The organism is Hyphomonas sp., assembly GCF_017792385.1.
GTDB lineage: Bacteria > Pseudomonadota > Alphaproteobacteria > Caulobacterales > Hyphomonadaceae > Hyphomonas.
The window spans coordinates 2,741,445-2,756,244 of the sequence record NZ_CP051230.1 but is presented as its reverse complement, the minus strand read 5'-3'; the positions used below and the strand labels follow the sequence as shown (position 1 = coordinate 2,756,244).

10 protein-coding genes are annotated in these 14,800 nt (G+C 57.3%); 7 read left to right on the top strand and 3 right to left on the bottom strand.

From position 1 onward, the window contains the following. The 6 genes from HF955_RS13395 to HF955_RS13370 all read left to right on the top strand — a co-directional run bounded on the left by HF955_RS13395 (position 1) and on the right by HF955_RS13370 (position 8,556). On the top strand, positions 1-1,629 hold the full coding sequence (locus HF955_RS13395; RefSeq protein WP_291075700.1) for a hypothetical protein: 1,629 nt from the start codon (positions 1-3) through the stop codon (positions 1,627-1,629). Continuing rightward, on the top strand, positions 1,626-2,792 hold the full coding sequence (locus HF955_RS13390; protein WP_291075699.1) for an FHA domain-containing protein: 1,167 nt from the start codon (positions 1,626-1,628) through the stop codon (positions 2,790-2,792). The genes HF955_RS13395 and HF955_RS13390 overlap by 4 nt, the downstream gene beginning before the upstream one ends. Then, on the top strand, positions 2,789-4,450 hold the full coding sequence (locus HF955_RS13385) for a serine/threonine-protein kinase (RefSeq protein ID WP_291075698.1): 1,662 nt from the start codon (positions 2,789-2,791) through the stop codon (positions 4,448-4,450). The genes HF955_RS13390 and HF955_RS13385 overlap by 4 nt, the downstream gene beginning before the upstream one ends. Next, positions 4,447-4,941: a hypothetical protein gene (locus tag HF955_RS13380; protein WP_291075696.1), complete on the top strand. Its 495-nt coding sequence runs from the start codon at positions 4,447-4,449 to the stop codon at positions 4,939-4,941. Before HF955_RS13385 ends, HF955_RS13380 begins: the two co-directional genes overlap by 4 nt. A gap of 2 nt (positions 4,942-4,943) precedes the next feature. Next, complete coding sequence (locus tag HF955_RS13375) at positions 4,944-5,909, top strand: C1 family peptidase (RefSeq protein ID WP_291075694.1); 966 nt, start codon at positions 4,944-4,946, stop codon at positions 5,907-5,909. A 262-nt stretch (positions 5,910-6,171) separates the two neighbouring features. Beyond that, positions 6,172-8,556 (top strand): serine/threonine-protein kinase, encoded by a 2,385-nt coding sequence (locus tag HF955_RS13370; RefSeq protein WP_291075693.1) that lies wholly within the window; start codon positions 6,172-6,174, stop codon positions 8,554-8,556. 712 nt (positions 8,557-9,268) lie between these two features. On the opposite strand, the gene HF955_RS13365 is transcribed toward HF955_RS13370, so the two are convergent. The 3 genes from HF955_RS13365 to HF955_RS13355 all read right to left on the bottom strand — a co-directional run bounded on the left by HF955_RS13365 (position 9,269) and on the right by HF955_RS13355 (position 12,174). Further along, positions 9,269-9,715, bottom strand: coding sequence for a hypothetical protein (locus HF955_RS13365; protein WP_291075691.1), 447 nt, complete (start codon positions 9,713-9,715; stop codon positions 9,269-9,271). A 477-nt stretch (positions 9,716-10,192) separates the two neighbouring features. Then, positions 10,193-10,318: a hypothetical protein gene (locus HF955_RS13360; protein WP_291075689.1), complete on the bottom strand. Its 126-nt coding sequence runs from the start codon at positions 10,316-10,318 to the stop codon at positions 10,193-10,195. A gap of 191 nt (positions 10,319-10,509) precedes the next feature. Continuing rightward, positions 10,510-12,174: a hypothetical protein gene (locus HF955_RS13355; protein ID WP_291075687.1), complete on the bottom strand. Its 1,665-nt coding sequence runs from the start codon at positions 12,172-12,174 to the stop codon at positions 10,510-10,512. A 170-nt stretch (positions 12,175-12,344) separates the two neighbouring features. Here HF955_RS13355 and HF955_RS13350 point away from each other — a divergent pair. After that, positions 12,345-13,693, top strand: a protein-coding gene (locus tag HF955_RS13350) for an IS3 family transposase (RefSeq protein WP_095380815.1) whose coding sequence is annotated in 2 segments (ribosomal slippage) — positions 12,345-12,678 and positions 12,678-13,693 — 1,350 coding nt in all. Because the reading frame shifts where the segments join, the coding sequence is not laid out codon by codon here. Positions 13,694-14,800: the final 1,107 nt, after the last annotated feature.

Sequence of the window (14,800 nt, the reverse complement as noted above, 5' to 3'; positions counted from 1 at the left end):
ATGGCATCCGAGCCCATCATCCTAAGTGATCCGCGCATGCTGGCCGAGTTCATGCGGCAATCTGAATTCAAATCCTTTTTCGAAAGAAGGTTCGCCGTCCCGCCAGATTATGCCGCCCTCCTGTTCAAGAACGGCCAACTGATCGATGCCTTCAAGGGCGGTCATTTCTCCGTTGGCGGCGTTGTCGACAAGCTGAAAGGGATCGTCGGCGGATCCACACACATCGGTATGATGATCGCTGACCTGAAGCCGTTCTCGGTACAGACCGCTTTGAAGGCCCTGTCCAAAGACAAGGTCGAGATCGCCGGCGTGGCAACACTGGAACTGCAGGTCGATCCCGACAAACCGTCGAACATTCTCGGCATGATGCATGGAATTACACGCTCCGGCGGGGCCCCGGAAACACCCGGACGCAAGGCCCTCGCAAAGGACGATGTACTAGACCGTATCCGTCCGCACCTCAGCGACCGCGTCTTCGAAACCGCTATCGGCCGTATGGATGCCGCCGAAGTCCGTGGACAAACCGGCCTGCAGGACATGATCCAGGCCGAGATCATGAAGGAAGTCGAGCGTATCGTCGGTGATCTCGGCCTGATTGTTCGCGCAGTCTCCGTCGAATGGGCGATCAGTTCCGATGAAGTGGCCGAGATGCAGCGGGCGGAAGCCGACCGTCGCCAAGACGCGCTTGATCACCAGCTTGAACTCATCAAGCGCGAAATTGAACGCGAACAAGACGCCACTGAGATCACGCTGAAATCCCAGACTGATCTCGCCAAGCTGCAGAACGCGTCAGAAGACGAACTGAAGCAAATGGCACTCAAGAGCGAGATCGAGTTCCTCGATGCGCGCGAGAATGCAAAGCGGCGGCAGGAACTGGAAGCACTTGCACACGAAATCAAGTCGCTTGAGATCGAACGCAAGGCCCGCTTCGACGACGCGCTGGCAACGGCGCGGAACGAGTCAGACCTTCTGGACATCCGAAAGCGTCAAGCGTCCGTCGAGCGCGATATCGCCCTTATTGAGCAAAATCAAGCCGACCAGATGCGCAAGTCAGGCGCCTTCACAGAGGTGGAAATCACCGCCGCCGTTCAAAGACAGCAGGCCGATCACATCGCACGTCTGCAAGAAATCGAGATCCGCGGCGATGAGGCCGAAGCTGGCCTGAAGATCAAACTGGCCGGAGCCGATACACAGAACGAGGTCTCGCTTCTGGATGCCAAGGCTCGCGCCAAGACCAGCGAGATCAATGCCTTCAAAAACATGTCACCTGAACAGATCCTAGCCATCAATGCCGGCTTGTCGGCAGACGTGGCGCAGGTGTTAGCTGAACAGGCGCGCGCCGAGAGCACTTCATCTGCGGAGACCATGGTCGCGATGCGCGACATGGTAGAAGCGGCAACAGCCGCGCAGATCCGCTCGGAAGAACAGGCCCGGGAAATGTTCCGCATGGGCATGGATGGTGCCGTCGGAGTCGCACATGGCGCGGGGGGAAAAGAAGGTGGCCCCGTCTCGGTCTCCACTGGCCCTGCCGCCGAGACATCCGCGACGGTGGAATGCCCGAAATGCCGTGCCGTGAACAACGCCAAAGCCAATTTCTGCAAACAGTGCGGTCACAAGCTCCGGACATGATCGAGATGGCCCCGTCCCCCTCCTCCACCTCCTATCCAGAAAAGTGCTGCTTCCGGACTTCTCTCGACCGGAATGCGACGTTTTGTGATGAGTGCGGCGCGCCGCTGATGCGGTGCATGGCGACGGACGAGTGCGGCGGCCTGCTGGACGATTCGGGACGCTGCCCGGTCTGTGTCGCCCCCGGAATGAGCCTCAACGCTGGCTCGGCGTCGAGCATCCGGGTCGGCGGCACTCTGGCCTTGCCCCTGATCGTATCCAATGCGTCGCCGGTCGGACGACCCCTGTTCATCGATGAAATATGGATTAGGGGAGACCATTCCGAACTCAAGAAGATCGACCTACCCTTCCAACGGCTGATGTCGGGCTCGACCGGCGAGGTGGGCCTACGGACGGGCGTGCTCGACACCGAAGGCCTGCACAGGTTCGATATCATCGCGGTTGTGGCGACTCGGTATCTTTGGCGGGAAGAACGCTATGCCTTCACCACCTCGATCGCCATCCCAGTCGCCCCGGAAGGGCCTTCGGAAATTGTCCAGAATTACAACATCCAGGCCGACGCCATCGGCGCCGGCATGACCATTTATAACCCTACCCGCATCCAGCAGGAACGTGAGGCCGGCATCGCTACGCATGCCGAGCCGATACAGCTCACCCTTCGCCGTGCGGACACACTGGAACGCAGGCTGGGCCATCGCGGCTACAAGGGCTCTTACGCGGTGCGCCGCTCCACCTGCCTGGTCTGGCAAGGCTTCGACAAGGGACAGGCACCACTCGACGGCCCGATCCGGACAGTAAGTGGCGTGCTCAGCCTCGGGCGGGCCTCGAATGCGCCAGAAGGCGGGCTCAACGATGTCCGCCTCGTCATCAGCCAGGACGGCAAGATCGACGAGGCCGCATCGGTTCACATTTCGCGGCGGCATTTCCAGCTATTCATCCAGAATGATCGCTTCAAACTAAGGGTGGAAAGTCAGAATGGCATCCGGATCAATGAGAAAGCGCACAAGCGTGGCGTGGTTCTCACACTGAATGATGGAGACGTTATCCACCCGCTTGTGCGGACCCAAGACGCCGTGTCCGTCGCGGTTCGCTTTGAAATCCAGCACGATGAAGTTGACCGGATTGTCCTGACACGACGGGTCGGAATCTCAGGAAGTTTATCATGATCACTTGCAAGGCATGCGGCGCGAATCAACCCGGAGGCAGTACCTTCTGCGATCAATGCGGCCACCGGCTCAGGGGCGATGACGTTGACGGGTACGACAAGCCATTCCGCGGCGATGATGTCGACGGCTACAGCAAACCATTCCGCGGCGACGATGTCGACGGCTACGGCAACCCATCTCGCGGCGATGACGTTGACGGATACGACGAGCCATCCCGAGGTGATGATGTTGATGGATACGAATCCGGGGCGGTCGCGCAAGTAACTCCGATGACGGGCCTGATCACGCCAGACCCAGACCGGCCGACCGGACGGGAAACCAAGGCCAGCCCGGCCCTGGCTCCTGGTGAAACCTTCGCCGACCGCTACAAGGTCGAGAAGGTTGTCGGCCGCGGTGGAATGGGCACTGTCTACAAGACCGTTGATACGATTTCTGACAAGCCGACCGCGCTGAAACTTATCAATACAAGCTATGTTGGCGGCGAGAAGGCTATTCATCGCCTGATTGAAGAAGGCGTGACGGCGCGCGACATCCGCCATCCGAATGTCGTCGCAGTCTACGATGTTGGCCTGTCAGCCGGCCAAGCTTATGTTGCGATGGAATATCTAGACGGTATTTCGTTACGCGAATGGCATGGGCGAACTGTGCAGCGCGGTGAGACCATACCGCTTCGCGTTGCCGCGCGGATCACAGTGGAAATTCTTGCCGGCCTGAACGCCGCACACGAGGCCGGCGTTATCCACCGCGACCTGAAGCCGGAAAACATCATCCTCCTGCAGGACCCGACCGAAAAGTCCGCACCGCTGAAATTGCTCGATTTCGGAATCGCCCGGGCGGCTGGCGGGGCATCGTCAACATCCAGCCATACAGGCCTTGGCACGCCGGACTACATGGCGCCGGAACAACGCACCAATCCCGACTCGGCGGGTCCGCCAGCTGATCTCTATTCGTTGTCGGTGATGTTGTATGAATTGCTCGTCGGCGTGGTTCCCGGGCGCCATTGGCAACCGCCATCCGGCGGACGCTCCGATGTTCCGCAGGAGGTCGACGCGCTAATCCTGAAAGGCATGTCCGACAACCGTGCGCTGCGCCCGCAAAACGCGGAACAATACCGCAAGGAACTCATCGCGGCGGTAAACCGCGTTCCCGTGCCGCTGCCGCCCTCTTCCCCGGGGCCCGCTGGCCGTACGCCATCGGCCGCGAATGGCTCACTGATTGCGTGGGTCATTGGCGGCTCGGCTGCCACGCTGCTGGTGATCATCGCGATCGCCGCGGCACTCTTTGGTACTGATCCTGGCCCGAATCCTAACCCGAATCCGGAGCCCGTTCCGGTTCCCAATCCCTCCAACCCCTATGCCTATTATTCCGGCGAGTGGGCCGACGGCTATGGTGGCTACTATGCTATCACGGTCAGCCCGAACGGGTCGTTTACCGGGGCCGGAGCCAGCGGCGACGGAACGCCGGTCAACATCCGCGGCGGAATCAGCGGGAATAGCCTGCAGTACACGCTCAATGTGCGCGGGCAGGATCTTGCGAGCGGTCGCGGTACAAAGGTCGACGCCTGCCACTTTAATTTCCAAACCTTTGATCTCTATGGAAATCTCAACCTGACGGGGCAGTTTCACGTTAATCACGAACCGGGAGCCCCCTGCCCATGAGACGCCTGTTCTTTTTGGCCACCGCTCTGATGGTATCGTCCTGCAAGCCCAGCCAGATGTTTGGTCCGGACAGCCAAAAAGGCGAAATTGACGGCGGAACGACAGCGCCTGCCAGCGATGCCGTCATCGGCGATTACCCTTCCGGCACATGGGAAGACGGCCTTGGCAATGCCTGGGTCATGACCATCACCGAGGACCGGCTGACCGGTAAGGCAGGATCGGAGAGCATTCGTGGTCTGAAGATGACAGGCACTATCATCGGCGGCGAGTTGGCCTATGCAATCGGTTTTCCCGGCCAGCCCGCCCTCACCCACGGCACGGCGCGCCTGATTAATTCGAACCATGCCTATTTCGAGACACCGAACACAGACGGAGTGCTCAATGCGCACGGCCTGCTTCATTTCAACCATTCCGCCCAAGTGCCGGTCGGCCAGCCAATAGACCTGCGGCCCAAAATCGATTGCGCCGGCCAGGCGATCAAAGGAGACTGAGAATGCCTCACGACTATTCCAATTATCGCACCGACGGGTGCCTGATCGAGGAAGTACCGAGCGAAGCGCCGACGCTGAAGACCGAAAATGCCGGCCCGCTGCCCGAACGCATCGACCTGCGGGGGATGTGCTCGCCCGTCGAGGATCAAGGACTTATCGGCTCATGCGCCGCAAACGCTGTCGTCGGCGCGCTGGAATACCACCAACGTCTCTCCGGACAAGCCGTAACGGACCTGTCCCGACTCTACGTCTATTATAATGCCCGCAAGATCGGTGGCACCGTGAACCAGGACGCAGGCACATTCATCCACCATGTGATGGCCTCCGTGTTGGCATTCGGCGCGTGTCCGGAACGTATGTGGCCCTATCAGCAAGCCATGTGGGCCACAGAACCCGTTAGTGCCTGCTATCAGGCGGCCGAGCAGTTCAGCGCCATTACCTATGCCCGGACGGATCAGGGGCTAGGAAGCAAGGTCGCGGTAGCCAACGGGCTTCCGGTCGTATTTGGCGTAAGCCTGCCCACACAGATGTTGCACGTCGAGGCCCCCGAAACAGGCAAGATCGAGAGCCCGCGCGGCAATTGGCCGGCGCCGTCCGGAGGACACGCCATGTTAATCGTCGGTTATGACGAGTCGCGCCAATCTTGGCTCGTCCGTAATTCATGGGGCGCTGACTGGGGCCCGGAAGGCGGCCACCTTTGGATCCCCTATGACGTCATGGCCCATTACAGTCACCCTCATGCGTTCTGGACTATCGGTGCGATCGATAGTCACCCGACTCTTGGCGTCAGTGGACCGTCTCAGCAGCAAGCTCTCGCCGCGGTGCAATCTCAGGGGCCGGTCCAGGTATCCAAAGCCCTGTCGCACCTCAAGCGGGATCTCGGCGCCGACCTGGAAAGCAGTCTTGAAATGGCCAAGCGAGGTATTCGCAACCGCCTGCGCGGGCCGGGCGCCGGTGGCGGCTATTGACCTGGCGAAATTCGCGCGGGAAAAGCCACTATCCGTATGCCGCAGAGTGCTGCATGCCGGATAGTGGCCGGGCAGCGGTCCCCACCCAGCTGCCGTCGGTCTATGCATTTATAAGCGCGACTTCGCGGCGAAATGGGTCAAGGCATGCACGGCTATTGTAAAAGATGCCGACGGGCTGGTACGTTCTGAGCGTGAGAAAGTGCCTGGCGGTGGCGTGGGGTCGGGGCTGCCAACCACACCTTCATAACTGGGGATCGTGCAAATGGACTCATCTGATCTTGAAAGACAGGCCGTTGCACTGTTCACCGAAGCACTCGATCAGCCCTCTACCAAGCGGCATGAGTGGGTCCTGAACAAGGCTGGCGAGAACCAAGCTTTGCTCGACCGTGTCTTGGTTCTGCTCACCGCAGACTCCTCCGGCGGCGCGTCGCTGAAGACCGGTGGTGCTGCGGCTGATGCCGCCCCGCCGAAAGCACCAGAGCGTATCGGCGCATACCGGATCACGAGCCTGATAGGACAGGGTGGCATGGGTGCCGTCTATGAGGGCGTACGCGACTCGGGGGACTTCACCCACAAAGTGGCCATCAAGATCATCAGGCCGGGCGTCCTGTCCGAAGCACTGATCGACCGTTTCCGGCGCGAACGGCAGATCCTGGCGGATCTCGGCCATGCCAACATCGCTCGCCTGCTCGACGGCGGCGAGCTGGAAGACGGCTCGCCTTACATCATCATGGAATACATCGACGGTCATCCGATCACTGTCTGGGCCAACGAGCAGGAACTGCATACAGGTGACCGCTTGGAACTCTTCAGCGAAGCCTGCGCTGCCGTACGATTTGCGCACCAGAACCTGATCGTCCACCGAGACATCACCCCGACCAATGTGCTCGTCACGCATACCGGACAGGTAAAGCTGATCGATTTCGGCATTGCCAAGCCGAACGAAACCGATGAAACGCGCTCTCACAGGGAGGCGGGCTCCGAATCCTTGGCCAGCCTCAGTTTTACACCGGGCTTCGCCGCCCCCGAACGCGCGCAAGGCGTCGCCACCAATACGCTGTCCGATATCTATTCCCTGGGCAAGCTGCTCGAAGCGCTGATGAAAGGGCTGAGAACGCCGGAAGACATTCGCGCGATTATCCGGCATGCTACCAAAACAGACCCGGCAGCCCGCTATGCCTCCGTCGATGCCTTGATGGAAGACATCCAGAACTACCGCACGGATCACGCTGTTGACGCGCGTGCCGGCGGGACAGGATACCGTATCGGCAAGTTCCTGAAGCGTCGCCGGCTTGTCGTAGCTGGCACCAGCCTCACCTTCCTGAGTCTAACCGGTGCGCTTGGCGGCTCGACTTGGCAATATCAGCGTGCGGAAGCCGCCCTCAGGGATTCCGACTATCGTTTCCAGCAGGTGCGTACGCTGGCGAAGTCGCTCATGTTCGACGTCTACGACAAGATCGACCAAGTGCCCGGATCGACGCGCGCAAAAGTCGAACTTGCCGAGGCGGCGCAGAACTATCTTGACTCACTGGCCGACGATTCTCGCGCCTCTGACGAGTTGAAGATCGAGACAGCGCGCGGACTGGTGCGCCTCAGCGAGATCCAGGGCACGCCAGCCTTCAGTTCTCTGCAGGAAAACGACCTGTCCGAACAGAACCTTGATCGGGCAGAGGCAATTCTCAAACCGCTGGAGGACAGCGAGCCGAAATCCGACGATCTTCTTATCGCGCTGGGCGACCTATATTCCGGACTAGCGGATACATCGTTCTACGTTGAGTCAGATCTTGATAAGGCATTCGAGCAGAACGCGAAAGCGCAAGCCAGCTACGCCGCCTATCTCGAACGCCATCCGGACGACCTGCACCAGCGCTTCCAGCTGCTGTCGATGCAGGGTAATCGAGGCATACTGCAATATCGCGCGAACGACCGCGCTGCGGCAATCGAGATTTTCGACTCTGTGATTGCAACGTTCGAGGAGTTGCTGGCCGACAATCCTGAAGACCTAGATCTGCTTTACGGTCTCGCGCGGACGCAGCGATCGAAATCAGAAGTTCTTGTGAACTCCGACCGGGCGGTGGAAGCGGTCGAGGCAGCCTCCGCCGCGATTGAGACCATGGCGCAGATCCGGGCGGCGATCCCGGCAGAAACGGTGTCCTACTGGCGCGCATTGACCTTCACCTATTGGCGGCGGGCTTACGCCTATTATCGGACAGGGCAGCCGGAGCTCGCCGTAGAGGATTACAAGAGCGCCAAGGCGTTGGCCGAACGGCGTATCCTTCTGGATCCGGACGATGCCGATGCGCGCCAGAACCTAGCGACCTATAATGGCGAAATCGTTTACCCGCTTATCGACCTTGGCCGCCGCGAGGAGGCCGCGACAAGCCTTCTGGGGGCGACGAAATGGTTCCACGACCGCTACCTACAAGACTCAGGGCGCGGGGCATATCAGCGCAATATGCTCGTGCAGCATGTGCAGCTGCACGAGCTCTACAAGAGCTGGGATGGTCACGAGGCGCAGCGGTGCCATCATTTGGACGAGATCAATCGCTTCGCCGATATCATGGAAGAAGCTGGTACGATGCTGGAAAGCGACCGTTCGGAGTTGGCCGCCTATTTCGAACAAAACCCGGTCTGCGGAACGCAGTAGGCAGGATCATAGGACAGGGGCCTGTAGATGTTCGGCCGGGACGACGATGAAAGCAACGCTACCCGTAGTGGCGGCACAGGCCCACAAGGCCTTTCGCCGGGCAGCTAACAGGCTGAGCATAACCCAACGCCACACCGGCGCGAACAGAATACTTTGGAAGCCGTTTTTCCTACCACCATACCGAGATCACGCAGCGGTAGGCCGGTCTTGAGGACAATCAACACTGACCATTCGGCGCATTGTGTGATCGTCTAGGCCAAAGGCAAGTATCCTAGCCTGATGCTCTCTTCGGATACAGACGCAGGACTTGGTTGCGCTGCATATCGAACTTGCCGAAAAGCGATAGGCATCCAGTCGCGTGTCGATGGCGGCAATTTCAATAAATCTGCGATCACGATGCCTGGCCTGCGTCAGGGAGCGTTGGGCCGGCATGTCCAGCAACATCTCGCCCGGCTTGATCTTTACCCGCTGGACGCGTTTCGCCCAGCAATCTCGCCAGAGATAATCTGTGAGGGTGTATATCCACGATGGTGCCAATGCCGAGGGCCCATGCCCATCTACCCTGATTGAAGAAGGCGTCGGCGAGCATGCAAAAGCCCACGCCGAGCGAGCCTATCGAAATCGTGGCGCACAGCCTGCCGATCCAACCAACTGCGCGCCAATGAAGCACGGTCTTTTGATCGCCCGTCACAGCTATCGCCCATTTACCTTGTCAGTTGCCAATTCCCGGATGGATTCCAAAATCGCGGCGGGCAGCCACAATGGTCACCATGAATCCGGCTACGACATCGAGGAGCATCATCGTAATCAGCAGAAAAAATTCGGACGTGTCGAATCCTCTGAACAACATAAACATGACAAGTGAGATCACGAAAATCCCCATGGACAGGCCATGATTGATCAGCGCAAAAGTTTTCGTGTTGGTCGATTTGATAATCTCGATGAATAGTATGATCAGACCAAAGAGGAGAATGCTGTCTCCCACGCGGAAACGCCAGTGACCGCCTGAAATCATTGGCATGTTGAAGATTGCCACATCCAGCATATGCCTGATTGGGTCAGCTGCCGCGCCATCAGCCTTTCCAGCAGCTACCGCGACCAATGTGTAAAGGATGACCGGAAATACCAGTAAAGGTGCCGCAATAAACAGCTTTCTCATGATGTTTCACCTCGACGTACAAAACACTCAGATTTCGGTGGCACTTGGATAGGCGCAGGTATCAGGAGAAAGGGGTCAAATGGCACGGGAATAAGGTCAAGATGAACACCACGGATGGATGGCGACGGTGTCATCAATGCTGTCAGACGATCTGGGGCATAACACCATGACAGCACTGCGGAGATTGCCTTCAGCTGGAGTCAAGTCATGAACAAATAGGTTGATTGCTGGATCTGCATTCTGCGAACAGAAAGTCGCCCATGCGAACTAGCTCGTGCTGCAATCGACTAGAAGCGGGCCACAATCAAATCAGTTTGCTCGCTGGCGCGCTTTCTTGGAATCTCCGGAACAACACCAGACACGCAAAACGACTCTCCTGCGCGTTCTGAGAGCGCACTCGCCTCATGGGCGAAGTCTTAGGGTTTCACCGGACCCTTCACCGGGGTGCTTCGGCATTTTTCGGGAGGTGGTAACAAACTACCCATATTCGTGCCGCATGCCCTCAAGGGCAATGCGGATATTCTCTTCAGCTGAACATTTACGCCGGGCGCGGTGCTTCACCGACTTTTCGTGCTGGTCGGCACTTTCGGATTTTTTGCTCATCTTCACTCCTTGAGTCAGTTACGATGAGCCAAAAATCCTCCTTAAGCAAAACCACCAAAGTGTCTCACGGTCGCTGAACCGCTACAGCGGAGCAACATAACGTCAGTCCAGCAGCAATTGCAGATACTATCTTAAGCATATTCTTCCCCTGTTATTCCGCCTTTAATGGATGAAGGCGGCCACGCCAATGGTTACTTCAGCGCGTCTGCGATCATCGCTTCATATTCATAAAACGGCATGCTCTGCGCGTAGAGCGTCGGATGTCGCAGAGCGTCCTCTAACGTCATCCATGTCCACATACCTTCCTCTTCATAGTGCCCCAAAAGAAAATGAATGCCAGGCTCCATGGCGAGGAGTATTTTTTCGACGTCCTCGCGGGCGTCCTCAATAGGGTGTTCCCGCGCATAGGCCGGCTCGCTAAAGGGTGCCCAATAGGCGCTCAAGAACTCGCGATAAACCCCGAAATCAACCCGGAGCACGCGGAAGCTATAATGCATCGTATCGCCGTATCGGTGGGGATAAGGGTCGTATCCAGCAACGTACTGTGTTTTTGAATCATCAGAGAAATGCACAAACGATGCGTATTCACTGTTCCAGTTATTCTTGCTGCGCGCCTTCCGCCAATTATCGAATAAACGCGCGACATCTCTCGCCGATACCAAACCATTGCTGGAGCGGAAGCTAAGGTCTTCCACCCCTTCTGCCCACTGGACTTTGTGTTGCGGTAACGGTCCGAGTTCTAATACTTCGATGCCGACGAGCGAGCATGCGTCTTGTTGGCGTGGCGCGACTTCGTTCATCATATCAACAAAGTCTGCGCGTCCGGTTTCAGGTAATTCTCTATGGTTGCCTTGCGCCCTCCAGCATGTAGTTTGCGTATCGCTTAATGTTTTTTTTAGCTCACGATTATCCGCAAGCATTCGATCAAAGTTTTGTTCCCATCCCTCGATGGAAGACATCAATCGCCTTAATCGCTGCATACGATCTGAATTGGTGAGACGCCAATAAAGCCCGTTTTCGAAATACTGCTTTTCTCCAAAATTCACCGCCCAAAGATCGGCCAAGAAGCCAGCCGGTTTAGCGCCGAACTCGCCGGAGGTTAGCAGCGCATCCATCACCCATTCCGGACTTGGCGTCCCATAAACCCAATCATTCTCGATACGGTCCAAAACCAGCACCAGGATGGCAAGCCCGTCTTTTTTCATGGCGCAATCGCGCAGCGGATTACGTTGCTCCCACCCCAAATCAAGTTCGGCGCGGCCCAAAAGATGCCAGTAGATCTCCTGATAGGTTTTGCCGCCCATAATCGCGTTGGTCAGCGCCACACATTCGGCACTGCGATTTGCGTCGTCAACGTCGCCCAATCTGCTATCAGAAATAAAGCGGTTGCGGGCCTCTTCCATCTCAAGATCGAGCGCTTTTTGTGTCGCATCAATTTCTGCAAGCGATACGCTAGCTTTAGCCCCCAGCGCATCGAGGCGGCGGATAAATTCTTCCTTCTCCGCCTCAGTCATCTGTGATTGACCGCTCGGCGCGGCGTCCCCCATCGCGCGCTCTCTGTTCAAGGGGGGCGCACCCAGCCCCAGATCGCCACCCGATGGCGCTTGCGGTGCATCTTCGTCCACGCTTTCGTTGAGAAGCTCAAGCGTCAGGTCGATGTCGTCCGATTCCGCACTTGCTTCCCTTTTCGCTTTCGCTTCGTCAAAGGCCTGAGCAAAAAGTTCTGCCTCTAGATCATGGTCGGCCTGACGCGTTTCACTCGAATATCGACTTTCTTCCTCGCTGCTCTCTCGAGCACACCCGTTGCACCAGACCAACGCGATCAAGATGACGGTGAAAATTCGAACATACTCCATCTTTAAATTTCTCTCCCTTGCGGGGACCGAGTTCAACTCACTTGGACGGTATATCTAAAGTCTTCTCAGGTGAATGTCGAAATCTGTTCCCCGTCAGCGACCATGAGACAGATCGGCCAAATTGCTTAAGGAGGATTTCTGGCACATCGTAGCCCGCCAAGGGAGCGAAGATGAGACAGAAATCCGGGCCGGAAGGATCGGCCGAAAAACATGTGAAAGAGATACGCCGTAAGACCCGGCGCAAATTCTCTGCCGAAGAGAAGATCCGCATTGTTCTGGAAGGCCTGCGCGGAGAATATTCGATTGCCGAACTGTGTCGGCGTGAGGGGATCGCCCAGGGCCTTTATTACACCTGGTCGAAGGAATTCCTCGAAGCGGGAAAGAGGCGGCTCTCCGGCGATACCGAGCGCCAGGCGACGTCCGGTGAGGTGAGCGGCTTGAAGCGCGAGATGCGGGATCTGAAGGAAGTCGTGGCCGACCTGACGCTGGAAAACCGCATTCTGAAAAAAAGCGTGATCGGGGATGGGGAGGATACCGAATGAGATACCCTGCCTCTGAGAAGCTGGAGATCATCCGGCTGGTCGAACAATCACACCAGCCGGTGAAGAAGACACTGGAACAGATCGGCGTGTCACGTCCGACCTTCTATCGCTGGTATGACCTTTACCGGCGGTTCGGTGAAGCCGGGCTTGAGGATCGGCGCAGCGGCTCCGGCCGGGTCTGGAACCGCATCCCGAACGAGGTGCGTCAGCAGGTACTGGAAATGGCCCTGGATCAACCGGAACTATCTCCCCGGGAATTGGCGGTGACGTTCACCGATGAGAAGCACTACTTCGTCTCCGAGGCCAGTGTTTACAGGCTTTTGAGGGCGCACAACCTGATCACGAGCCCGGCTTTCATCGTGATGAAAGCGGCTGATGAGTTCAGGGAGAAGACCACCGGGCCGAACCAGCTCTGGCAGACCGACTTCACCTATCTGAAAGTGATCGGCTGGGGATGGTTCTATCTCTCCACCGTGCTTGACGACTTCTCCCGCTACATCATTGCCTGGAAGCTCTGTACCGGCATGGCGACGAGCGATGTGCAGGATACGCTGAACCTGGCGCTTGAGGCTTCCGGACTCGATGAAGTAAACGTGATCCATCGCCCAAGACTACTCTCAGACAACGGACCTTCCTACATCTCTGGCGATCTGGCTGAGTATCTTGCCGACAAGGGAATGAAGCATACGCGCGGCGCGCCGTATCATCCCCAGACCCAGGGCAAGATCGAGCGCTGGCATCAGACCCTGAAAAACCGCATCCTGCTGGAAAACTACTTCCTGCCGGGAGACCTCGAAGCGCAGATCGACGCGTTCGTTGGCTACTACAACCACCAGCGCTATCACGAGAGCCTGAACAATCTCACTCCGGCAGATGTCTATACGGGCCGCGGCCAGACCATTCTGCTGGAACGTGAGAAAATCAAAAGGAGGACCATGAAACTACGGCGCTTGCAGCACGCCCAATCCGCTGCTTAACTCAACCCAGATGCGCCAGACCCTCCTTAAGTCAGGCAGCCTGAAGTCTCAAATACCTGACGACGGACACTACAACGAATAGCTTCAGGAAGCTCTGTGAGAGTCACCAGAGCGTGTTTAACTACTTGAGGATGCCCAACCTGGCCCTGAAGGGTGAAACGCGCTCTACGGACTCCTGAGACGCTTCCGGCAAAGCGCCGCCAACCTAAAACCAAGGACTCAACTTGTTGCCCCTGAACCCAGACGACACTTGATGGGTTTCGATCTCAATTCTTGCTCACCCCAAAAGGAATAAAGTTGGTTTTCTGGTGCGATGCCCCCCCTCGCCTGAGTGCTCACCATCAGCTCAGATTGCTCGCTGACGCGCAATCGGAATATCTCCACCCCATCGCACTGAGAGTGCTCAATCGACTCTCCTGCATGCTCCGAGACCAAATTCTCAGAGAGGAAGTCTTAGGGAGCCTAGATCACCCTCACCATGATGGCGCCTGTTCGTTCGATTTAAAATTTCTTGAAATACCCGTACCGAGATCACCTAGCATCAGCACTACAAGTATTTTTCCTGGGAAGTGTCACGGGCTTGAATTCGGTGACTGAACTCGAAATTTTGATCGACTTCGTAAATTGAAATCCCCGCACCTGATCCGCTGGATGTGATTGGCACTATCTACTAGAATCCTCGTTCTTATTAGGGTTTTCACAGCACACGACCTCTCGCTCGAGAGTAACCACAAGCTGGGCTCAATTTGGGGCTTGTTGGGCCAGGAATTTCAGCGCCAAAGCCTCCAGACAAAGAAATACCTCAAGAAACCGTCGCACTTTCAAAACCGGCGGACCATCTCTGTAGAGCAGAGCAACTCTACAACGAGATCAATTGCGGTTGGTCTGACTTTTCCAGAGTGCTAAACTTTGGTCCTGCCCCCGCAAAAGTGGTCATCGAATAAACAAAGTCCAGCGACGCAGAGCTCAAACAAGAAACCACAACGCAGTCAGTCACACAGACGTCACACAACCTGTCACACAAGCGCACTATGGCAGAGGCGGCGCAATCCCATTTTTCATGTATTATCAAAAGGTTGCACGATGTCGCCCGGAGCTGGCGGAGAG

What these genes read in the sequence shown, in the direction of transcription:
- HF955_RS13395 (WP_291075700.1), top strand. Translation starts at nt 1, where the DNA reads ATGGCATCCGAGCCCATCATCCTAAGTGATCCGCGCATGCTGGCCGAG.
- HF955_RS13390 (WP_291075699.1), top strand. Translation starts at nt 1,626, where the DNA reads ATGATCGAGATGGCCCCGTCCCCCTCCTCCACCTCCTATCCAGAAAAG.
- HF955_RS13385 (WP_291075698.1), top strand. Translation starts at nt 2,789, where the DNA reads ATGATCACTTGCAAGGCATGCGGCGCGAATCAACCCGGAGGCAGTACC.
- HF955_RS13380 (WP_291075696.1), top strand. Translation starts at nt 4,447, where the DNA reads ATGAGACGCCTGTTCTTTTTGGCCACCGCTCTGATGGTATCGTCCTGC.
- HF955_RS13375 (WP_291075694.1), top strand. Translation starts at nt 4,944, where the DNA reads ATGCCTCACGACTATTCCAATTATCGCACCGACGGGTGCCTGATCGAG.
- HF955_RS13370 (WP_291075693.1), top strand. Translation starts at nt 6,172, where the DNA reads ATGGACTCATCTGATCTTGAAAGACAGGCCGTTGCACTGTTCACCGAA.
- HF955_RS13365 (WP_291075691.1), bottom strand. Translation starts at nt 9,715, where the DNA reads ATGAGAAAGCTGTTTATTGCGGCACCTTTACTGGTATTTCCGGTCATC.
- HF955_RS13360 (WP_291075689.1), bottom strand. Translation starts at nt 10,318, where the DNA reads ATGAGCAAAAAATCCGAAAGTGCCGACCAGCACGAAAAGTCGGTGAAG.
- HF955_RS13355 (WP_291075687.1), bottom strand. Translation starts at nt 12,174, where the DNA reads ATGGAGTATGTTCGAATTTTCACCGTCATCTTGATCGCGTTGGTCTGG.